This window comes from Allotabrizicola aquatica (SeqCode), assembly GCF_965194375.1.
Classification (GTDB): Bacteria; Pseudomonadota; Alphaproteobacteria; order Rhodobacterales; family Rhodobacteraceae; genus Tabrizicola_A; species Tabrizicola_A aquatica.
In genome coordinates this window covers 222,214-240,264 of record NZ_CBDAEL010000001.1, presented here as the reverse complement: position 1 = coordinate 240,264, position 18,051 = coordinate 222,214, and the positions used below count along the sequence as shown (strand labels likewise).

General features: G+C 61.8%; 17 protein-coding genes and 2 pseudogenes. 13 read left to right on the top strand and 6 right to left on the bottom strand.

The window, feature by feature from the left end:
* Nucleotides 1-14: 14 nt before the first annotated feature.
* Both AC72UB_RS01130 and AC72UB_RS01125 read left to right on the top strand, forming a co-directional pair.
* Nucleotides 15-1,358 carry a TolC family protein gene (locus AC72UB_RS01130; RefSeq protein ID WP_505188143.1) on the top strand — a complete coding sequence of 448 codons (1,344 nt, stop codon included), beginning with the start codon at nt 15-17 and terminating at the stop codon, nt 1,356-1,358.
* Entirely contained in the window at nt 1,355-2,746 is a 1,392-nt protein-coding gene (locus AC72UB_RS01125) for an ABC transporter transmembrane domain-containing protein (RefSeq protein WP_505188142.1), read from the top strand. Before AC72UB_RS01130 ends, AC72UB_RS01125 begins: the two co-directional genes overlap by 4 nt.
* Here AC72UB_RS01125 and AC72UB_RS01120 read toward each other — a convergent pair.
* Complete coding sequence (locus tag AC72UB_RS01120) at nt 2,723-2,941, bottom strand: hypothetical protein (protein WP_505188141.1); 219 nt, start codon at nt 2,939-2,941, stop codon at nt 2,723-2,725. The two genes, AC72UB_RS01125 and AC72UB_RS01120, sit on opposite strands and share 24 nt — an antisense overlap.
* Between AC72UB_RS01120 and AC72UB_RS01115 the strand changes: the two genes are divergently transcribed.
* The 4 genes and pseudogenes from AC72UB_RS01115 to AC72UB_RS01100 form a co-directional block, all read left to right on the top strand.
* Complete coding sequence (locus AC72UB_RS01115) at nt 2,942-3,562, top strand: ATP-binding cassette domain-containing protein (RefSeq protein ID WP_505188140.1); 621 nt, start codon at nt 2,942-2,944, stop codon at nt 3,560-3,562. It abuts the gene before it with no gap.
* Nucleotides 3,559-4,740: a beta-barrel domain-containing protein gene (locus AC72UB_RS01110; protein WP_505188139.1), complete on the top strand. Its 1,182-nt coding sequence runs from the start codon at nt 3,559-3,561 to the stop codon at nt 4,738-4,740. Before AC72UB_RS01115 ends, AC72UB_RS01110 begins: the two co-directional genes overlap by 4 nt.
* A 102-nt stretch (nt 4,741-4,842) precedes the next feature.
* The gene (locus tag AC72UB_RS01105) at nt 4,843-5,688 is read left to right on the top strand and encodes a flagellar motor protein MotB (RefSeq protein WP_505188138.1); all 846 of its coding nucleotides are present in this window, start codon (nt 4,843-4,845) and stop codon (nt 5,686-5,688) included.
* 97 nt (nt 5,689-5,785) lie between these two features.
* Nucleotides 5,786-7,018, top strand: a pseudogene (locus AC72UB_RS01100) (flagellar hook protein FlgE); the annotation flags it as partial.
* A 23-nt stretch (nt 7,019-7,041) separates the two neighbouring features.
* Here AC72UB_RS01100 and AC72UB_RS01095 read toward each other — a convergent pair.
* The 3 genes and pseudogenes from AC72UB_RS01095 to AC72UB_RS01085 all read right to left on the bottom strand — a co-directional run.
* A pseudogene (locus AC72UB_RS01095) lies at nt 7,042-7,182 on the bottom strand (flagellin N-terminal helical domain-containing protein); the annotation flags it as partial.
* 215 nt (nt 7,183-7,397) lie between these two features.
* Nucleotides 7,398-7,718 (bottom strand): hypothetical protein, encoded by a 321-nt coding sequence (locus tag AC72UB_RS01090; protein ID WP_505188137.1) that lies wholly within the window; start codon nt 7,716-7,718, stop codon nt 7,398-7,400.
* Nucleotides 7,705-8,004: a rod-binding protein gene (locus AC72UB_RS01085; RefSeq protein ID WP_505188136.1), complete on the bottom strand. Its 300-nt coding sequence runs from the start codon at nt 8,002-8,004 to the stop codon at nt 7,705-7,707. The genes AC72UB_RS01090 and AC72UB_RS01085 overlap by 14 nt, the downstream gene beginning before the upstream one ends.
* Before the next feature lie 696 nt (nt 8,005-8,700).
* On the opposite strand from AC72UB_RS01085, the gene AC72UB_RS01080 reads away from it, so the two are divergent.
* Together AC72UB_RS01080 and AC72UB_RS01075 are read left to right on the top strand one after the other, a co-directional pair.
* Nucleotides 8,701-9,663: a flagellar hook-length control protein FliK gene (locus AC72UB_RS01080; protein ID WP_505188135.1), complete on the top strand. Its 963-nt coding sequence runs from the start codon at nt 8,701-8,703 to the stop codon at nt 9,661-9,663.
* A gap of 11 nt (nt 9,664-9,674) precedes the next feature.
* Nucleotides 9,675-10,349 carry a flagellar hook capping FlgD N-terminal domain-containing protein gene (locus AC72UB_RS01075; protein ID WP_505188134.1) on the top strand — a complete coding sequence of 225 codons (675 nt, stop codon included), beginning with the start codon at nt 9,675-9,677 and terminating at the stop codon, nt 10,347-10,349.
* An 18-nt stretch (nt 10,350-10,367) separates the two neighbouring features.
* Here the strand turns inward: AC72UB_RS01075 and ubiB are convergent, their stop codons facing one another.
* Complete coding sequence (gene ubiB, locus AC72UB_RS01070) at nt 10,368-11,897, bottom strand: 2-polyprenylphenol 6-hydroxylase (protein WP_463288682.1); 1,530 nt, start codon at nt 11,895-11,897, stop codon at nt 10,368-10,370.
* Complete coding sequence (gene ubiE / locus AC72UB_RS01065) at nt 11,897-12,655, bottom strand: bifunctional demethylmenaquinone methyltransferase/2-methoxy-6-polyprenyl-1,4-benzoquinol methylase UbiE (RefSeq protein ID WP_505188133.1); 759 nt, start codon at nt 12,653-12,655, stop codon at nt 11,897-11,899. The genes ubiB and ubiE overlap by 1 nt, the downstream gene beginning before the upstream one ends.
* Nucleotides 12,656-12,730: 75 nt before the next feature.
* On the opposite strand from ubiE, the gene mutM reads away from it, so the two are divergent.
* The 5 genes from mutM to dnaN all read left to right on the top strand — a co-directional run bounded on the left by mutM (nt 12,731) and on the right by dnaN (nt 18,011).
* Nucleotides 12,731-13,582 carry a bifunctional DNA-formamidopyrimidine glycosylase/DNA-(apurinic or apyrimidinic site) lyase gene (mutM, locus tag AC72UB_RS01060; protein ID WP_505188132.1) on the top strand — a complete coding sequence of 284 codons (852 nt, stop codon included), beginning with the start codon at nt 12,731-12,733 and terminating at the stop codon, nt 13,580-13,582.
* Between the two features lie 59 nt (nt 13,583-13,641).
* Nucleotides 13,642-14,418, top strand: a complete 777-nt coding sequence (locus AC72UB_RS01055) for an enoyl-CoA hydratase (RefSeq protein WP_463288685.1) — start codon at nt 13,642-13,644, stop codon at nt 14,416-14,418.
* A gap of 150 nt (nt 14,419-14,568) precedes the next feature.
* A complete protein-coding gene (rpsT, locus tag AC72UB_RS01050) occupies nt 14,569-14,844 on the top strand; it encodes a 30S ribosomal protein S20 (protein ID WP_463288686.1) in 276 nt (91 codons plus the stop codon).
* Nucleotides 14,845-15,405: 561 nt separating this feature from the next.
* Complete coding sequence (dnaA, locus tag AC72UB_RS01045; RefSeq protein WP_463288687.1) at nt 15,406-16,773, top strand: chromosomal replication initiator protein DnaA; 1,368 nt, start codon at nt 15,406-15,408, stop codon at nt 16,771-16,773.
* Between the two features lie 119 nt (nt 16,774-16,892).
* Nucleotides 16,893-18,011 carry a DNA polymerase III subunit beta gene (gene dnaN, locus AC72UB_RS01040; RefSeq protein WP_505188131.1) on the top strand — a complete coding sequence of 373 codons (1,119 nt, stop codon included), beginning with the start codon at nt 16,893-16,895 and terminating at the stop codon, nt 18,009-18,011.
* The last annotated feature ends 40 nt before the right edge of the window (nt 18,012-18,051 follow it).

Here is an 18,051-nt window from a genome sequence, read left to right as displayed (position 1 = left end):
CAGGCATCATGCCCATGGACCGCATCATCGGGTCCGGCGCGGGGAGCAGACCCCCTGCCCGGACACTGGCCGCGCTTGCCCTGACGGCCGTCCTTTTGGGGGGCTGCGTCGGGTTCAGCGGCGCAGAGGGCGGCTTTGCCAGCCGTGCCAACCAGACCCCAGCGGGGCTGGCGCGGGGGGGGGTGGACAGTCCCGCCGAGGGTGGATCTGCCCTGATTTCCGATCTGCAAGCCCGCCGGTCAGTCCTGCCGCCCGGCGGGGCCTATGCCCGGGTCGCTGATGCGGTTCTCAAGGCCGATTCCGGCACTGCCGCGGCTGAATTGCGCATCGCGCGGCTGCGGTCCGAGGCGCGAGCCAAGAACTGGTGGCCCAAGCTTGGCCCCACGGTCAGCTTGACCTCGCTGAACGGGCTGGCGGCGGGCCTGTTGCTGGAACAGGCGCTGTTTGATCACGGCCGACGCAAGGCCGAACGCGCCTATGCCGCCGCCGATGTCGAAGTGGCCGCCGTCACGCTGTCGACCGATATCAATCAGCGCATCTATGAAGGCCTGACGCATTACATCCGCGCCGAGCGCGCCCGTGCCCAAGGGGCGCTGTCGACCAAAGCCTATGGCCGCATGGAGGGCTTTGCCGAGGTGATGCGTCAGCGCGTCAGCGGCGGCATGTCCGACAACACCGAACAGCAGATCATCGCGCAGCATCTTGCCGAAATGCAGGCCACTGCCGCCACCGACCGCGAGGCCGAAATCTCGGCCATGGCCGAGTTGAACGCCATGTCAGCACCGGGGCTTGCCGGGCTGCGCGGGATTGATCGGCTTGCCGTGCGAGGCCATCGCAGTGAACCGCTTTCAGTCGTCAAAACCCGCGGCGAGGGTGAACGCAGCATCGCCGAAAGCCACATCGCAAGGGCGGGGCTCTTGCCCGGTCTCAGCGCCAATGCTGACCTGACGGGCGATGGCTTGACCCCCGGCCTGCGGCTTGGTGGATCGGGGCTTTTGGGCATGGGCACGCGCGCGGAGTTTGCCGCGCTTGACGCCACCGCCGATGTCGTCGCCCGCCGCAGCGCCGAGGCGGCCGAGAGCGCCGAACGGCGCATCGTCGCGCTGGAACGCCAGATCGCCCAGTTGGAAAGCCGTATGGCACAGGGCGCCACAGTGGTGGCCCAGACCGAAAGCAACCTGTCGCTGTTTGTCGAGCAGTACAAAGTCGGCCGCCGCAGCCTGCTGGAACTTGTCAGCCAATATGACAGCTTCGCCAGACTGGAGCGCGATCAAGTGGCGCTGCAGTACGAAATCGCTTTGCTCGAAATTGAAATCGCCCGCGACCGCGGCCTGCTTGTGGATGGGGCACGGCTGTGACGGATAAGGTTGTTGCCTTCGAGATGAACGCCACCAGCCGCGGGCCCGCCCTACGGCCCGCCGCCCCAGACCGCCCCAGCACACCGCGCCACAGCAACCGCGCGCTGGCTCGCGCGCAACTGGCCTCGGTCTATGCCGGGCTGATCGGCCATGATCTGGCCGTTGCAGATCTTGTCGAATCCTTGCAGCCCGACCCGACAACGGGCGCGCTTGGCTTGGCAGACCTCTCCGCAGCCCTTGGGGCTTGCGGGTTGGCGGCCACGCTCGAAGGGGTCGGGACGCTGAACGAGCGCCACCTGCCCGCCTTGGCCGAAATGACCTCGGGCCAGATCGTGCTGGTCCTGTCGCGCGACGATACTTGTGTGCAGATCTACGACACCACCTGCCCAGACATGCGCGCCGAAGTCCCGGCATCGGACTTTTCGCAGGTCTTTACCGGGCGCATCCTGCGCGCCAAGATCACGCTGGCCGAGCTGGAAAAGCGCCACGAGGTCAGCGCCCGCAAGCGCCATTGGTTCTGGTCGGAACTGCAGCATTACCGCCGCCAGATGCTTGAAGTCGCCGCCGCCAGCCTTGTGGCGAACCTTCTGGCGGTGTCAGTATCGCTCTTTTCCATGCAGGTCTATGACCGCGTGATCCCCTATCAATCTCAGGCTACGCTTTGGGTTCTCGCCCTTGGTGCGCTTTTGGCCATCGGGCTGGAAGGGGCGTTGAAACTCGCCCGCTCTGGCCTGATGGACATCACAGGCAAACGCGTCGAGTTGACGATGCAAAGCCGCCTGATGGGCAAGCTTTTGGGCATGAAAACCGGGCCCGGGCAGACATCGCCCAGCCAGGTTTTCACCGCCATGCGCGAATTCTCTTCGGTGCGCGAGTTTTTCACCTCGTCTACAATCGGCACGCTGGCTGACTTGCCCTTTATCTTGATCTTCCTTGCCCTCGTCGCCTCGATCGGCGGCAATCTGGTCTGGGTCCTTGTGATCGGTGGCATCTTGATGGTGCTCCCGGGTTTTCTGTTGCAAAAGAAGATGATGGCGCTGACCGCCGCCAGCCAAGGTGCCAGCCAGAAATCCTCGCGCCTGCTCTATGAGGCGGTTTTCGAGGCCGAAACTGTCACCACCCAGCGCGGCGAAGATCGCATCAAGCGCATCTGGAACGAGTTGACCGCACTTTCTGCCGCCAACTCGGCCGATCAGCGCAAGATCACTGCCATTCTGGGCTATTGGGCCGCTGCCGTGCAGCAGGCAACCTATGTCGTGGCGGTGATCTTCGGGGCCTTCCTTGTCTTTGTCGGCGACTTCACCGTCGGCACCATCATCGCCATCGGCATCCTGACCGGGCGAACCCTTGGCCCACTGGCCGGACTATCTTCCACCCTGGCAAAATGAACCAATGTCAAATCCGCGCTCGAAGGGCTCGACGCCATCGCCAACGCGCGCCAGCATGAAGAGGAAGGCCGTCACTACCTGCGCCGCAGCCGCCTTGCAGGTGCCTATGAGCTGCGCAATCTGGAATTCCGCTATGACGCGCAATCCGCCCCGATCGTCGAGATTGGCGCCCTCGCCATTCCCCAAGGCCAGCACGTGGCGGTGCTTGGGGCCAATGGGTCGGGCAAATCCACCCTCTTGCGGGTTCTGGCCGGGCTTTATGAACCCGGCAAGGGCCGCATCCTCTTGGACGGCGTGGACATCGACCAGCTGCACCCCCGCGATCTGCGCCGCAGCGTTGGCTATCTTGGTCAGGATGTGCGCCTGTTTGCCGGCACGCTGCGCGACAACCTGAACCTTACCCAACTTGAACGCGACGACGCCCGGCTGTTCGACGCGCTGGATTTCTCAGGCCTTGGCCCCTTTGTGCGCAACCATCCGCGCGGGCTGGATCTGGAGATCAAGGAAATGGGCGAGGGCCTTTCGGTCGGCCAGCGCCAATCCATCGGCTGGGCGCGCATCTGGCTGCAAGACCCGGCGGTGGCGCTTCTGGACGAGCCCACGTCGGCGCTGGACCAAACGCTTGAAAACACCCTTGTGTCCCGGCTTGGCACTTGGCTGCAAGGCCGCACCGCCATCATCGCCACCCACCGCGTGCCGATCCTGCAACTGACCAGCCGCACGCTGATCTTGCAAAACGGCAAACTCGCCGTGGACGGCCCCCGCGATCAGGTTCTGGCCCATCTGGCCAAGGCTCAGGTAGGAGCCAAGGGATGACCGCACTGGATTATGAAGACGAACTTGTCGGGCGTAGCCGGGGCCCCAGCGTTGTGATCTGGGCCATCGCCGCGACTCTTGTCATCTTCATCATCTGGGCCGCCTTTGCTTGGGTGGACGAAATCGTGCGCGCGCCGGGGCAGGTTGTCTCGTCCTCACGCCCGCAGATCATTCAGAACCTTGAAGGCGGCATTCTGGCCGAACTGAACGTTGCCGAAGGCGATATTGTCGAGGACGGCCAGATTCTCGCCCGGCTTTACGGCACCCAGTATCAGGCCACTGTGGACGAATTGGACGACCAGATCGCGGCGCTTGAAATCCGCCGCCTGCGGCTTGAGGCCGAGATGGCAGGCGAGGCCAATTTTGACCTGCCGCCTGATCTGGACGCCCGCGTGCCCGCCATTGCGGCGTCGGAGCGCGCGCTTCTGTCCGCGCGGCTGACCGAATATCAGGCCCGCGTCGAGGGGACTGAGGCCGTGGCCGAACAGACCGCCAAGGAACTGGAGCTGATCCAGCGCATGTTTGACCGCGAAATCGCCCCGCTGATCGAGTTGACACGCGCCAAGAAGGCCCATTCCGACGCCAAGAACAAGCTGAGCGAGGCGATCACCACCTCTGAAAAGGAACGCGCGACCGATTATTCAAAGACCCAGGGCGAATTGGCCTCGCTGCGACAGCAGCGCAAGTTGTCGCAAGACCAGCTGTCGCGCACCACCCTGCGGGCCCCCTTGCACGGCGTGGTCAACAAGCTATCGGTCACCACCATTGGTGGCGTGGTACGCCCTGGTGAAGAGATCCTTCAGATCATTCCTCTGGGCGAAGAGCTGTTCGTCGAGGCCAAGGTCAAACCCCGCGACATTGCTGCCGTCCGCATGGGTCAGACCGCCACTGTCAAGCTTTCGGCCTACGACTACACGATTTTCGGCAGCCTCAAGGGCACCGTGACCTTTGTTTCGGCCGACACCTTCAAGGACGAACACGCCCGCAACCCCGACGCCGAGGCGCATTACAAGGTGACGCTGGCCGTGGACCGCGGCCAGTTCACCGAGCGCCAGAAATCGCTGGAAATCCGTCCGGGCATGCAAGCCGAGGTGGAATTGCAGACCGGCGGCAAGACGATCCTGACCTATCTGACCAAGCCGCTTTACAAAGCGAACGAGGCGCTGCGCGAACGCTGAAACGCCATAACGCGGCCAAATTCCCTAAAATGCCGGGCCTTAACCCGGCCTCAACCCTGATCCGCTAGACCTGATCCCGGGTGTGAAAACATGGGTGTGTGAATGGCCGGGCAGGGGAATGCCGCGCCAGTCATCATCAAGCGGAAGAAGATCGTGCAGGGTGGCGGGCATCATGGGGGTGCCTGGAAAGTCGCCTATGCTGACTTTGTCACGGCCATGATGGCCTTCTTCATGCTGATGTGGCTGCTGAACGCGACAACGGAAAAACAACGCAAAGGGATTGCAGATTACTTCAATCCGACGATCCCGGTGAACCGCGTCTCGGGCGGGGGGGACGGCGCCTTTGGTGGCGACAGCACCTTTACCGAAAATACGCTGGCCCAGAACGGCACCGGCGCCACCGCCGCCCATCCCACCGAATCCGCTCAGGCGCGTGGCGAATCCGGCAACGCCGAAGCCGAAGGCGGGACAACGGCCGATAACGAAGCCTTGGCCGAGGTGGAACAGGCCCTGACCGCCAAGGGTGGCGAGAGCATGACAATGGAGCGCCTGCTCCGCCACGTCGTGACCCGCATCACAGATGAGGGTCTGGTGGTCGAGATCTTCGACCTGGAAGACGCGCCGCTGTTTGCCATGGAAACCGCCACCCCGACCGCAGTGACCAAAGAAATCGCCATGCTGCTTTCTGATGTCCTTGGCCTCGCCACCAATGAGATTGCCGTTAACGGCCATGTCCGCAGCTATCCCGTGACGCTGCGCCAAGACCCGACATGGGATCTGTCTACCCAGCGGGCGCAGGTCCTGCGTGAGCTTTTGGAACACCACAAGCTGCCCACCAACCGCATCGCCCGCGTCACGGGCCACGCCAACCGCAAACCAGCCACTGCCGATCCGACCGCGCTGCGCAACAATCGGATCGAGATCGTCCTCTTACGCCGCAACCGCTAACGGCAAACGCCGCGAATTTTAGCTGTTAGGTCGATCTTAACACGGCTGCCGCAGGTTGGGCCTCACCTGAAGTCGAAGCTGCAGAAAGGCGCCATCGATGACAATTTCCTCCTCGCTGAATGCGGGGGTGGCCGGGCTGAACGCGAATGCGAACCGGCTGGCCACCATCTCCGACAACATCGCCAACTCGGCCACCTTTGGCTATAAGCGGGCGCAGACCGATTTTCATTCAGTGGTGATTCACGGCAATTCGAACACCAGCTATTCTGCGGGCGGGGTGCGCACGACGAACTTCCGCCTGATTGATGATCGCGGCCCTCTGATTGCAACGACCAATTCCACCGATCTGGCCATCGACGGACGCGGGTTTCTTGCCGTCACCGACGCAAGCGCTGTGGCATCCTCCTCAGGCGGGTTTCCGATATCTCTGGTGACAACAGGTTCTTTCCGCGCCGATTCTGACGGGGTTCTGCGCACAGCAACCGGGCAGGTTCTGATGGGCTGGCCCGCCAACCCCGACGGCAGCCTGAACACCTATCCGCGCGACACGATGGCGTCGCTTGAACCGGTTCGCATCAATGCCAACCAATATGTCGGCAACCCCACCTCGCAGATGCGTTTGGGCGTCAATCTGCCAGCCTCGGAAAGTGCTGCCGGATCGGCGGGGTCGCCCCATAACCTGACGGTGGAGTATTTCGGCAACCTCGGCACGTCTGAGGCATTAGAATTCACCTTCACCCCCACCATCCCCGCCACCGGGTCGTCGAACACCTGGACAATGCAGGTGCGCGACAGCGCCTCGGGCGGCGCGCTTGTGGGGGAATATGTGCTGACCTTTAACGACACGCAGGTGGGCGGCGGCACCTTAGCCACTGTGACCGCCACCTCTGGCGGCAGTTACGACCCGGCCACCGGACAAATCGCGCTGACAGTGGGCGGCGGCAGCATTTCGCTGGATATTGGTGAGATCGGTGAGGCCAATGGCATGACCCAGCTGGCCAGCACCTTCTCCCCGGTCGCGATTTCCAAGAATGGCACCACAGTCGCCACGCTCTCCTCGGTCGAGGTGGACGAGAAGGGGTTTCTGTATGCGGTTTATGACCAGGGCTTTACCCGGCGCATCTATCAGCTTCCCGTGGTCGATGTGCCAAACCCGAATGGCCTGATCGCGCGCAACAACCAAACCTACCAGATCTCGCCGGCCTCGGGCCCCTTCTACCTGTGGGACGCGGGTGATGGACCCACCGGATCAACCGTCGGCTATTCGCGCGAGGAATCGGCCACGGACGTCGCCGCCGAGCTGACGCAACTGATCCAGACCCAGCGCGCCTATTCCTCGAACGCCAAGGTCATCCAGACCGTGGCGTTATCCTTGGCTGTTGCAACGGTCTTGCCGGTCGAGATTTCCTGCTGGGTGCGGTTCAGGTTGGCATTGATACTTTTCATGGTCTGCAGCGCGACCATGGCACTGGTATTGGTAAGAATGGACGACATGTCCTTTTCCTTTGCGAGCTGCCTGCGCTTTGCGCAAGACGGGTTGCGCCCCGGCTGGACGCCAAGGCTTCAAAGACCTTCTGGCCGCTGCGGCGGGCAATCTTCCCGGCGCGCCATCCCCTCATGGGATGCAAGGCGATTGAAGGCTGGGATCTGCTAACAGAGCCCTAACAATGGCCCACGAACTGCGCGGTATTTGACAAAAACTGGCTTCGCTAGAACCGCCCGGCAGTCGGGCCGTCGGGATTGATCTCAGAGCGGCGGCCTTTGCCATCGTAGGTTTGCAAGCCAGCCCCCACGCGCCGGGTTTCCTCCAGCCTGCGGCGCGCGGCGCGCAGCCCCCGCCGTGCGGCATCCAAAAGCAGGGCATTCTCTTCAGCCTTGCGCTGCAATCGGCCCATCACCGCCGTGTCAACTGTGCCACCAAGCCCGGCAAGGGCCGTCTCAAGCTGCGGGGTCAATCGGGCGAGGGCAGAGAAATCCGCCCGTCGCACCTGCAGGGCCATATCCTCCAAAAGCGTATCAAGCGGTGTCATTCTTGGCCGCCCCTGACTGCGAGACAAGCGATTCGAAGATTGTGTGGGCCAGCCCGATGCCGCCACGTTCAACCATCAGCCGCGCCTGCTCTTGGCGGAGGAAAGAGGCGAACTGGTCTTCGCCAACACCGCCCCCAAACTCGGTCGAGACCGTTCCAAGACCGGAAAAAGACAGCATTTCTGACAAAAAAGCCGTCTCAAGCTCTTTGGCCTTTTGCATCAGCACGGCCTGTGTTTGGCCAAGAAATTCAGGCGGGGGGGCGGGCAGTGACAGCGGTGGAATCATCTCAGCCTCGTTTGTGTTCAATTTTCCTGACTATGGGGGTTGGCGGTAAACAGCCGGTAACCGACGTCAGGCGATAACAAGGCGGTATCGGCAGAAGTCGGAGACCACATGCTTAGCGCCCCGCCAGACATTACGTCTGTCAGACCCACGCCATTTGCCTTTGGCAAAGGTTTGGAGGTTCCGGATGGGCAAACCTCCGAAGCTGAGGCCGATTTTTTTGTCGATGCACTTGGGTCAACCGACCCTGCAACACAAACCGCGTCCCCAGCGCTTGTGCCAAACGACGACCTTGGTGTTGATCCATCGATCTTGCTGGCGGTGGCTTGGTTTGTGCCTGACCGAACAGCTTTGGCCAGCGTGATACTTGAGGATATCCCCAGTCAACGCCCTCCCATGGGTGCCACAGAACTAACCACGCAGAAAAGCGCTGCGCTGCTAAGCGCAGGCCAAGCACCGCAAGAGCTTGGGTCGGGCGCCAGCTTCGGCCAAGAATTGGCAGATGCCCCCCGCTTGCTGCTGTCTGATCCGACGGCAGCGTCCTTGCAAACGCCTGACATTGCGCCGGGAATCCTTCAGAGTTTGCAGAGTGGCACGCAGCGCGCCGTGGACAACACCCTGCCTCTGGCCGACGCTGCCGTACGCCCCAGCGCGCCGCTCAATCCCGAAGGTCTTGGCAAAACAGGGGTCTCGCCTACCATGCCGGACACCAAAGCGGCCCCCTTGTTGGCGGACCTATCTGAAAGTGCCACAGCAAAGCTGGACCCGCGCTACACGCCGCAGCCCATGCCGGCCATTGTGGCCTCTCTTCGCGTTGAATTGCCGGGCCAGCCTTTCGCCGCCTCGCCCAAATCCAACGCAGCTCCGAATGAGGTCGATGACGGAGCATCAACCCCTATCCGCCAGCGCCACCCTTCGGTGCATGAGCATAGCCTACGGCTGACAGCGACCCCAGCCTTGGGCATTGATTCGCCCGGTCTGCTGCTGCCAGGCGCGCCCGCCGCCGCCTTCACAGCCGATACCGTACCTGCATATGCGCCGCTGCCTGCCGAGAAGCCGGCGATTTTGACAGATCCAACTGCAAGAGAGCCGGCAACAGCTCTGCCCGCGCCCATCGCTGAAGTGGCCGGCAAAATCACTCCTATGGTCAGCGATCAACCCGCCCAACCAAGTGATCTTGCCGTCGCGCTACAACCCGGCGCCCAAATCAACACGCCCGGCGCAGCGCCTGCAGGCCAAATCGGGACCACAACACCCGCGCCACCGCAAACCCCAATGCAACAGGCCAGCGCGGCGCTGGTGCGTCTTGCCGCCGACGCGCCCGGCCGAATTGAGCTGACGCTGACACCCGAAACGTTGGGCCGGGTGCACTTCGACATGCGGCCCGAAGGGGCGGGGCTGGCGATCACCGTATCGGCAGAACGGTCAGAGACTTTGGAATTGATCCGCCGACACCTGCCCGACCTTCTGGCCGAGTTGCGGCAAGCAGGGGTGCAGGCAGGGACCTTGTCCTTTGGCTCTTGGGCCGAAGGGCAATCCGCGCCGTCCAAAGAGGGTTGGACGAAAACGCAAGACGACGACCCCGCCCCAACGCCGCTTGACCGCTCAGCGCCCGTTCATCAGCCGACACTCGCCGTCACCGGCCTTAACCTTCGTCTTTAGGATCACAGACCATGACCACAACGGCACTCACCACCGCACCCGGCGCTGCAGCCCAGAACCTTGCGCCCAAACAACGCATCTCGTCAGACTTCGACACGTTTCTCAAGATGCTCACCGCGCAGATGCAAAACCAAGATCCGCTGAACCCGATCGAGTCAGCCGATTATGCCACGCAACTGGCCACCTTTTCTGGTGTTGAACAGCAGATGCGCACGAATGACCTTCTAGCCAGCCTTGGCAGCCAAATGGCGGTCTTGGGCATGTCGCAGCTTGCCGGCTGGGTCGGGCAAGAGGCGCGCGCGAATGCGCCGGTCTGGATGGACGGCGACCCGGTGACCATGCAGCTGTCGCCTGCCGTTGGCGCCGATCGCGCCGTTTTGGTGGTGCGCAACGCCTCGGGTGCGCTTGTCTCACGCGAGGAGGTGCCAACCACGCCGGCGCTTTATGATTGGCTTGGCGGCGATGCGGCGGGCGATCCACTGCCAAACGGGCGCTATACGCTGTCACTGGAAAGCTTTTCGGGCGAAACACGGCTGGGAGAAAGCCCGGTGGAATCCTATGCCCGCATCATTGAGGCGCGCAATGGGCCGACCGGGGCGACATTGGTTCTGGAAGGCGGGGTCGAAGTGCCGTCCTCGTTCATCACCGCGTTGCGCGTGCCGACTCAGGCAACGCAATCACCCTGACCTGCGCGTGCTTTGCGGTTACAAAAGGCGTCCCAACCAAAAGCCGCCAGCCAGAAGCACAATCGCCAACGCCGCCTGTGCCAGCCTGCGCCGTGTGCGGGGTGGCTTCATCGGCGGCGGCGCATCGGCCTGTGCGATCAGTGCCGCCTCCACCAGATGCGGAAGGCGCGGGCCAAACCGGGCCAGCACCCGCGCGGTCTGCGCCAAATCCCGCAGCAGTGCCAGCGGGCCAAGATTGCGACTGATATAGCCTTCGACCACCGGCTTTGCGACCTGCCAGATGTTGATATGCGGGTCCAAAGACCGCGCCACACCTTCGACCACGACCATGGTGCGCTGCAGGTGGATCAGCTCGGTCCGCGTTTCCATGCCAAAGCGCTCAGTCACTTCGAACAGGAACGACAGCAGCCGCGCCATGGAAACCCGGCTGGCCTCGATCCCGAAAATCGGCTCACCCACGGCGCGCAGCGCGCGGGCAAATTCGTCGATGTCGCGGTTGGCGGGCACATAACCTGCCTCGAAATGCACCTCGGCCACGCGGCGATAATCGCGGCGGATAAAGCCATAGAGAATCTCGGCATAGACCCGTCGGGTGTATTCGTCGATCCGCCCCATGATGCCGAAGTCATAGGCGATGATATCGCCATTGGCCGCCACTTTCAGGTTGCCCTGATGCATGTCGCCATGAAACAGCCCATCGCGCAGCGCATGGCTAAGAAACAACGATAAGACCCGCGCGCCCAAGGCCACCCGGTCGTGTCCGGCGGCATCAATCGCGGCATTGTCGGACAGGGAAATGCCTTCGGCCCAGCCCAGCGTCATCACACGGCGCCCAGACAATCCCCAGATCGGCACAGGAACCTGAAACCCTTCGTCGGTCTTGGTGTTCTCGGCAAACTCTGACGCAGCCGACGCTTCCAGCCGCAGGTCCAACTCGCCCATCACCACGCCTTCGAAATGGGCGATCACATCCACAGGACGCAGGCGGCGCGAGAAGGGGGCAAGATATTCAATGGTGCGGGCCGCCAAGTAGAACGCGTCAAGGTCCCGGCGAAACGCCCGTTCAATCCCGGGGCGCAGCACCTTAACGGCCACTTCAACGTCAGTCGCCATCACTCGGGCATGGTGCACCTGCGCAATGGACGCCGCCGCGACAGGGTCAGAGAACTCAGAAAACAGCGTCTCAACCGGAGCGCCCAGCTCGGAAGCGACCATGGCGCGGGCCTCTTCCATTGAGAATGGTGGAAGTTTGTCCTGCAGGTACTTCAGCTGCTCGGCCAGATCTTCGCCCACGATATCAGGCCGGGTCGACAGGATTTGTCCGAACTTGATGTAGGCCGGGCCCAGCGCCGTCAGCGCACGGGTGACAGGTGGCAAGGCCGGATCCCCCCGCAGTCCCAGCCACTTGAACGGCCAGCCCAAAAGCCAGGCCGCAAAGCGCAGGCGGGCAGGCGCCTCAAGCGCCTCAAGCACCACATCCATCGCCCCGCTGCGCTCAAACGTGGCACCGGTGCGGATCAGCCGCCAGATATTGTGCGGACCCCGCATCAGATCTTCCAGCCTGAATGAAGTGCCGCAATGCCCATGGTCAGGTTGCGATATTTGGCTTGGGAGAAACCGGCCGCCCGGATCATGGCAAGGAAGGTTTCCTGATCGGGAAACTTGCGAATGGATTCGACCAAATACTGATAGCTGTCGCGGTCATTCGCCACGATCTGCCCCATCACCGGAATGACGTTGAAGGAATAAAGATCATAGGCTTTCTGCATCAACTCATTCGGAATCTGGCTGAATTCCAGCACCATGAGCCGCCCACCGGGTTTCAGCACGCGGTAAGCTTCCTTCAGCGCATCTTGCACCCGAACCACGTTCCGAATGCCGAAACTGATGGTGTAGACGTCAAAGGAATTGTCCTCAAACGGCAGAGCCATCGCGTCGCCGACCACCCAATCCAGACTGCTGGCCATCTGCTCGGCCTCGGCGCGCTTGCGGCCCTCAATCAGCATCGGCTCGGTCATGTCACAGACCACCGCCGCCGCCCCCGGCGCGCGTTTCAGGAACCGAAACGCGACATCCCCTGTGCCCCCCGCCACATCCAACAGCCGCTGGCCGGGCCGTGGGGCCAGCCAATCCATCATGGCGTCTTTCCAGACCCGGTGGATGCCCATGCTCATCAGGTCATTCATCACGTCATATTTCGACGCGACCCGGCTGAACACACCATGCACCATGCCCGCCTTTTCGCCCTCGGGGACGGTCTGGAAACCGAAATGGGTCGTGCTATCGTCGGTTTTCGGCGCGGTCATCGGGTCTTGCCTTCCGTGAGGTTGCGCACCTTATAGGGGGGAAGCCCCAAACCCTCAATGCCGGCACGAGGTCGCATGCCTGAACTTCCCGAGGTTGAAACCGTCCGAATGGGGCTTTTGCCCGTGATGGAGGGCAAACGCATTGAACAGGCGGCGGTGAACCGGCCTGATCTGCGCTGGCCCTTCCCGCCGCGCATGGCCGAACGGCTGACCGGCGCGCAGGTGATGCGGCTGCGGCGGCGGTCCAAGTATATTCTGGCCGACCTGTCCACAGAGGAAACCCTGCTGATCCACCTTGGCATGTCGGGTCGGATGCTGATTTCAGGGGCGCAACTGGGCCAGTTTCATCACCACCACCCAGCGCCCGCCAAGCATGATCATGTGGTGCTGGACATGGAGGGCGGTGCGCGCGTCACCTTCAACGACGCACGCCGCTTTGGCGCGATGGATCTTTTGCCCACCGCGACCGCAGAGAGCCATCCGCTCTTGGCAGTGATAGGTCCGGAACCCTTGGGCAATGATTTTCATGAGGCACATCTCGCAGCCCGGCTGAAGGGGCGCGGCACGCCAATCAAGTCAGCGCTTCTTGACCAGCACAACGTCGCGGGTCTGGGCAATATCTATGTCTGCGAAGTGCTTTTCCGGGCACAGATCAGCCCACTGCGGCTGGCCGGTGATGTTACACCGCGAGAGGTGGCCCGCCTTGTGCCGATCATCCGCGATGTGCTGTCCGAGGCGATTGCCGCCGGAGGATCCTCGCTGCGCGATTACCGCCAAGCCGATGGCGAGCTTGGATATTTTCAGCACACCTTCCGTGTCTATGACCGCGAAGGTGAGGCCTGCGTGACCCCGGGTTGCAAAAGCCTGATCGCTCGCACCGTGCAATCTGGCCGTTCGTCCTTTCACTGCCCCACCTGCCAGAGGTGACTTGATAACGCCCGCGTTACTGATAGGAGTCCGCGCAACAAACCACAGGAGCCACTGCCATGGCCTATGAAACCCTGATTGTCGAAATCGAAGACTACACCTGCCTCATCCGACTGAATCGTCCCGACGCGATGAACGCGCTGAACATCAAGCTGATGTCGGAACTGGCAGATGCCATCACCGCCGCCGACCGAAACGACAAGATCCGCTGCATTGTGGTGACAGGGTCTGACAAGGCCTTTGCCGCCGGGGCAGATGTGCGGGAAATGGCCGAGAAATCCTATGTGGATGTGTATTTTGACGATCTCTTCGGACCCGAGGCCGAAGCGATTGCCCGCACCCGCAAACCTGTGATTGCCGCTGTCGCCGGGTACTGCCTTGGGGGTGGCTGCGAGCTGGCCATGATGTGCGATTTCATCATTGCCGCCGATACCGCGAAATTTGGCCAACCTGAGATTAACCTTGGAATCGTTGCCGGTATGGGCGGAACCCAGCGTTTGACGCGCCTTGTGGGCAAGGCCAAGGCAATGGACATGAACCTGACCGGCCGCTTCATGGATGCGGTCGAGGCCGAGCGTGCGGGGCTGGTCAGCCGTGTGGTTCCCGCCGCCCAGTTGCGCGACGAAGTGATGAAATGCGCCGCCAAGATTGCCGAAAAATCGGCGGTCATCACCATGACCGTTAAAGAATCGGTCAATCGCGCGCTGGAAACCACGCTGCGCGAGGGGCTTTTGTTCGAACGCCGCGCCTTCCATGCGGCCTTTGCCACCGAAGATCAAAAGGAAGGCATGGCCGCCTTTATCGAAAAGCGCCAGCCGCAATTCCGCGACCGCTGATTTTGGTTGCATTTGCCGGCCGGGGGGGCTAACTGCCGCCCCACATGCGCGTGGGCCCGCTATAGGCGTGAACGATTCCCTTTATATCGGAAGGGGTCTTCGGGGTTTTCGTGCGATCAGATAGACACAAGACCTAAGAGAGTTCAGCCCATGGCAAATACCGCCCAGTCCAAAAAGCGCGCCCGTCAGGCCGAGGCCCGTCAGGACGTCAACAAAGCCCGCCGCTCGCGGATCCGCACCTTCCTTCGCAAAGTCGAAGAAGCCCTGACGTCGGGCAACGCTGATGCTGCTGCCACCGCGTTGGCCGCAGCCCAGCCCGAACTGATGCGCGGCGTTACCAAGGGCGTTCTGCACAAGAACACCGCCTCGCGCAAAATGTCGCGCCTGACCTCGCGCGTCAAAGCGCTGGCTGCGCCGAAGGCCTGATCTGAGGCTAACCGATTCTCGGTTTGAAGGGGTGCTTCCTTGGGGAAGCGCCCCTTTTTCATGCCCGGATACAACCTCCGGGTTTGCGCTTTTCAGGGCCTCACCCAGACCTGCGTTGCCGTTTTGCACAGCCGAGGGGATTCGCGCAGGCCAAACCCTGTCAAGTGCATAGATCAGTTGCGCCCCATCAATGCAGGTTGCTAGCTTGAGGATGCGATTCACGACCACTTGGGGAACATGACGCAACCTTGGACGACATGCTGACCCCGGCTTTACCTGCCTTGCTGTGGTCAATCATGAAAAGACTAAAGAAAAGTCGTTCAAGATCATTGCGTTAATCAGTCTGCTGCTTGCGCAGCCTGAAGAAAGTAAAACCATATAGCGCCAGAGGGGTTTCTTGTGGCTTTATGGTGTAGCTGTGTGCCATGCGTTAGGTCTGCCTTGTCGGGCAAGCCTGTCGTTCCCTTCAGCCCTGTGTGGTTTGGTTTCGCTGTGAATGGTGAAACAACAATATCAGAGTGCCGCCGGACTTTATCCGGAAAGGCCGGGGACGGAAGACGAATGACAAACGAGGCCTGGGGCAAGCTGCGCGAAGACCTGATCAAGCGCGTTGGCCGCAACAACTACACAACTTGGATCGAACCGATTCGTCTTGCGGAGTTGCGTGGGTCCTTGGCCCGCTTCGAAGTTCCCACCAGCTTTTTTGGCGACTGGGTGTCGCGGAATTTCTCGGATCACATTCTCAAGCATCTGAATGCCTCGGGCCAAGAAGTCTCGCGGCTTGAGTTTTTTGTGCCGTCCGCCAGTGCTCCGGCACCGCGCAATGTAGCGGCCCCTGTGAAGGCGCGTCCCAAGCTTGCCCAGCGTCGGTCGGGGGCAGACGATGACCTGCCCGGCGCCGCGCTGGATGCCCGCTTTACCTTTGACAGCTTTGTTGTGGGCAAGCCCAACGAGCTTGCGCATGCCGCCGCCCGCCGGGTGGCAGAGGGCGGACCGGTCACCTTCAACCCGCTGTTCCTCTATGGCGGCGTGGGTCTGGGTAAGACCCACCTGATGCATGCAATCGCCCATGAGCTGAACGCACGCCAACCCGATCTGCGGGTTCTCTACCTGTCGGCAGAACAGTTCATGTATCGCTTTGTCCAAGCCCTGCGCGACAAGCAGATCATGGATTTCAAAGAGATCTTCCGCTCGGTCGATGTCTTGATGGTCGATGATGTGCAGTTCATCGCCGGCAAGGACAGCACGCAGGAAGAGTTTTTCCACACCTTCAACGCGCTGGTTGATCAGAATAAACAGATCGTGATTTCCGCCGACCGCGCGCCGGGTGAGATCAAGGATCTTGAGGATCGTATCAAAAGCCGCCTGCAATGCGGTTTGGTCGTCGACCTGCATCCGACGGATTACGAATTGCGTCTTGGGATCTTGCAGCAAAAGGCAGAATTCTACCGCCAGCAATATCCCGGCCTGCAAATCGCCCAAGGCGTTTTGGACTTCTTGGCGCATCGCATCACCACGAATGTCCGCGTGCTGGAAGGCGCTCTGACGCGCCTCTTTGCCTTTGCCTCTCTGGTGGGGCGCGAAATCACGCTGGAATTGGCTCAAGACTGCCTGGCCGATATTCTGCGCGCCTCGGACCGCAAGCTGACGATTGAAGAAATTCAGCGCAAGGTGGCCGAGCATTACAACATCCGCCTGTCCGACATGATCGGCCCCAAGCGGCTGCGTAATATCGCGCGGCCTCGTCAGGTGGCGATGTATCTGGCCAAACAGCTGACCCCGCGCAGCCTGCCGGAAATTGGCCGCCGCTTTGGGGGGCGCGATCACACGACCATCATGCATGGTGTGAAAAAGATCGAGGAACTGATGGCCACCGACAGCCAGTTGAACGACGATCTCAACCTCTTGAAACGGCTGTTGCAGGGCTGATCGCGGCGGGCCCTTGACGGGCCGAACAAAGCCCAGCAATGTCACGAAAACGCATGTAACCGGCGCTTGCCGGATCGGTCCCTTGTCCCTTGTGACAGGGTGGCGAAGGGATGGTAGGAATGAAGCTCTCGATTGAACGCGGCACGCTGTTGAAAGCGCTGGCACAGGCCCAGTCGGTGGTGGAGCGCCGCAACACGATCCCGATCCTCGCCAACGTCCTGATCGAGGCTGAGGGCGCGCAGGTGTCCTTCCGCGCGACCGATCTGGATATCGAAGTGGTTGACCGTGCCGCCGCCATGGTGGAACGGGCGGGGGCCACCACCGTCTCGGCGGTGATGCTGCATGAGATTGTGCGCAAACTGCCGGATGGGGCGCTGGTCAATCTGACCGAAGACGCCGCCTCGGGCCGTTTGGCCATCACGGCCGGTCGGTCGAGCTTTAATCTGGCGACGCTGCCGCGCGAAGACTTTCCAGTGATGGCAAGCTCGGAATATTCATCGAATTTCTCGGCGCCGGCGGCAGTGCTGCGGCGGCTGTTCGACAAGGCGAAATTTGCCATCTCGACCGAGGAGACCCGCTATTACCTAAACGGGGTCTATATGCACACCGCCAATGGTGACACGGGGCCCGTCCTGCGCTGCGTGGCCACCGATGGCCACCGTCTGGCCCGGATTGACGCGCCCTTGCCCGAAGGGGCAGCCGGTATGCCCGGCGTGATCGTGCCGCGCAAGACGGTGAACGAATTGCGCAAGCTGTTGGATGACGATGAAGCGCAGATCGCGGTCTCGATCAGCGAGACTAAAGTGCGCTTTGCCACACCCGCCATCATGCTGACCTCAAAGGTCATCGATGGCACCTTCCCCGATTACACCCGCGTGATCCCCACCGGAAACACCCGGCGGCTGGAAGTGGACGCAACCGAATTTGCCAAGGCCGTTGACCGCGTGGCCACGGTGTCCTCGGAACGGTCGCGCGCGGTGAAGCTGTCTTTGGATGAGGACCGTCTGGTGCTGTCGGTCAACGCCCCTGATTCTGGGGCCGCCGAGGAAGAACTGGCCGTGGCCTATGCTGATGAGCGGCTGGAGATTGGCTTTAACGCCAAGTACCTGTTGGAAATCGCGAGCCAAGTGGACCGCGAGAACGCGGTGTTCCTGTTCAACTCATCCGGTGATCCGACCTTGATGCGCGAAGGCAATGACATGAGCGCGGTCTATGTCGTGATGCCGATGCGCGTGTGACCGGCCCCGGGGGTTCCCCCCGGACCCCAGAGTATTTCTG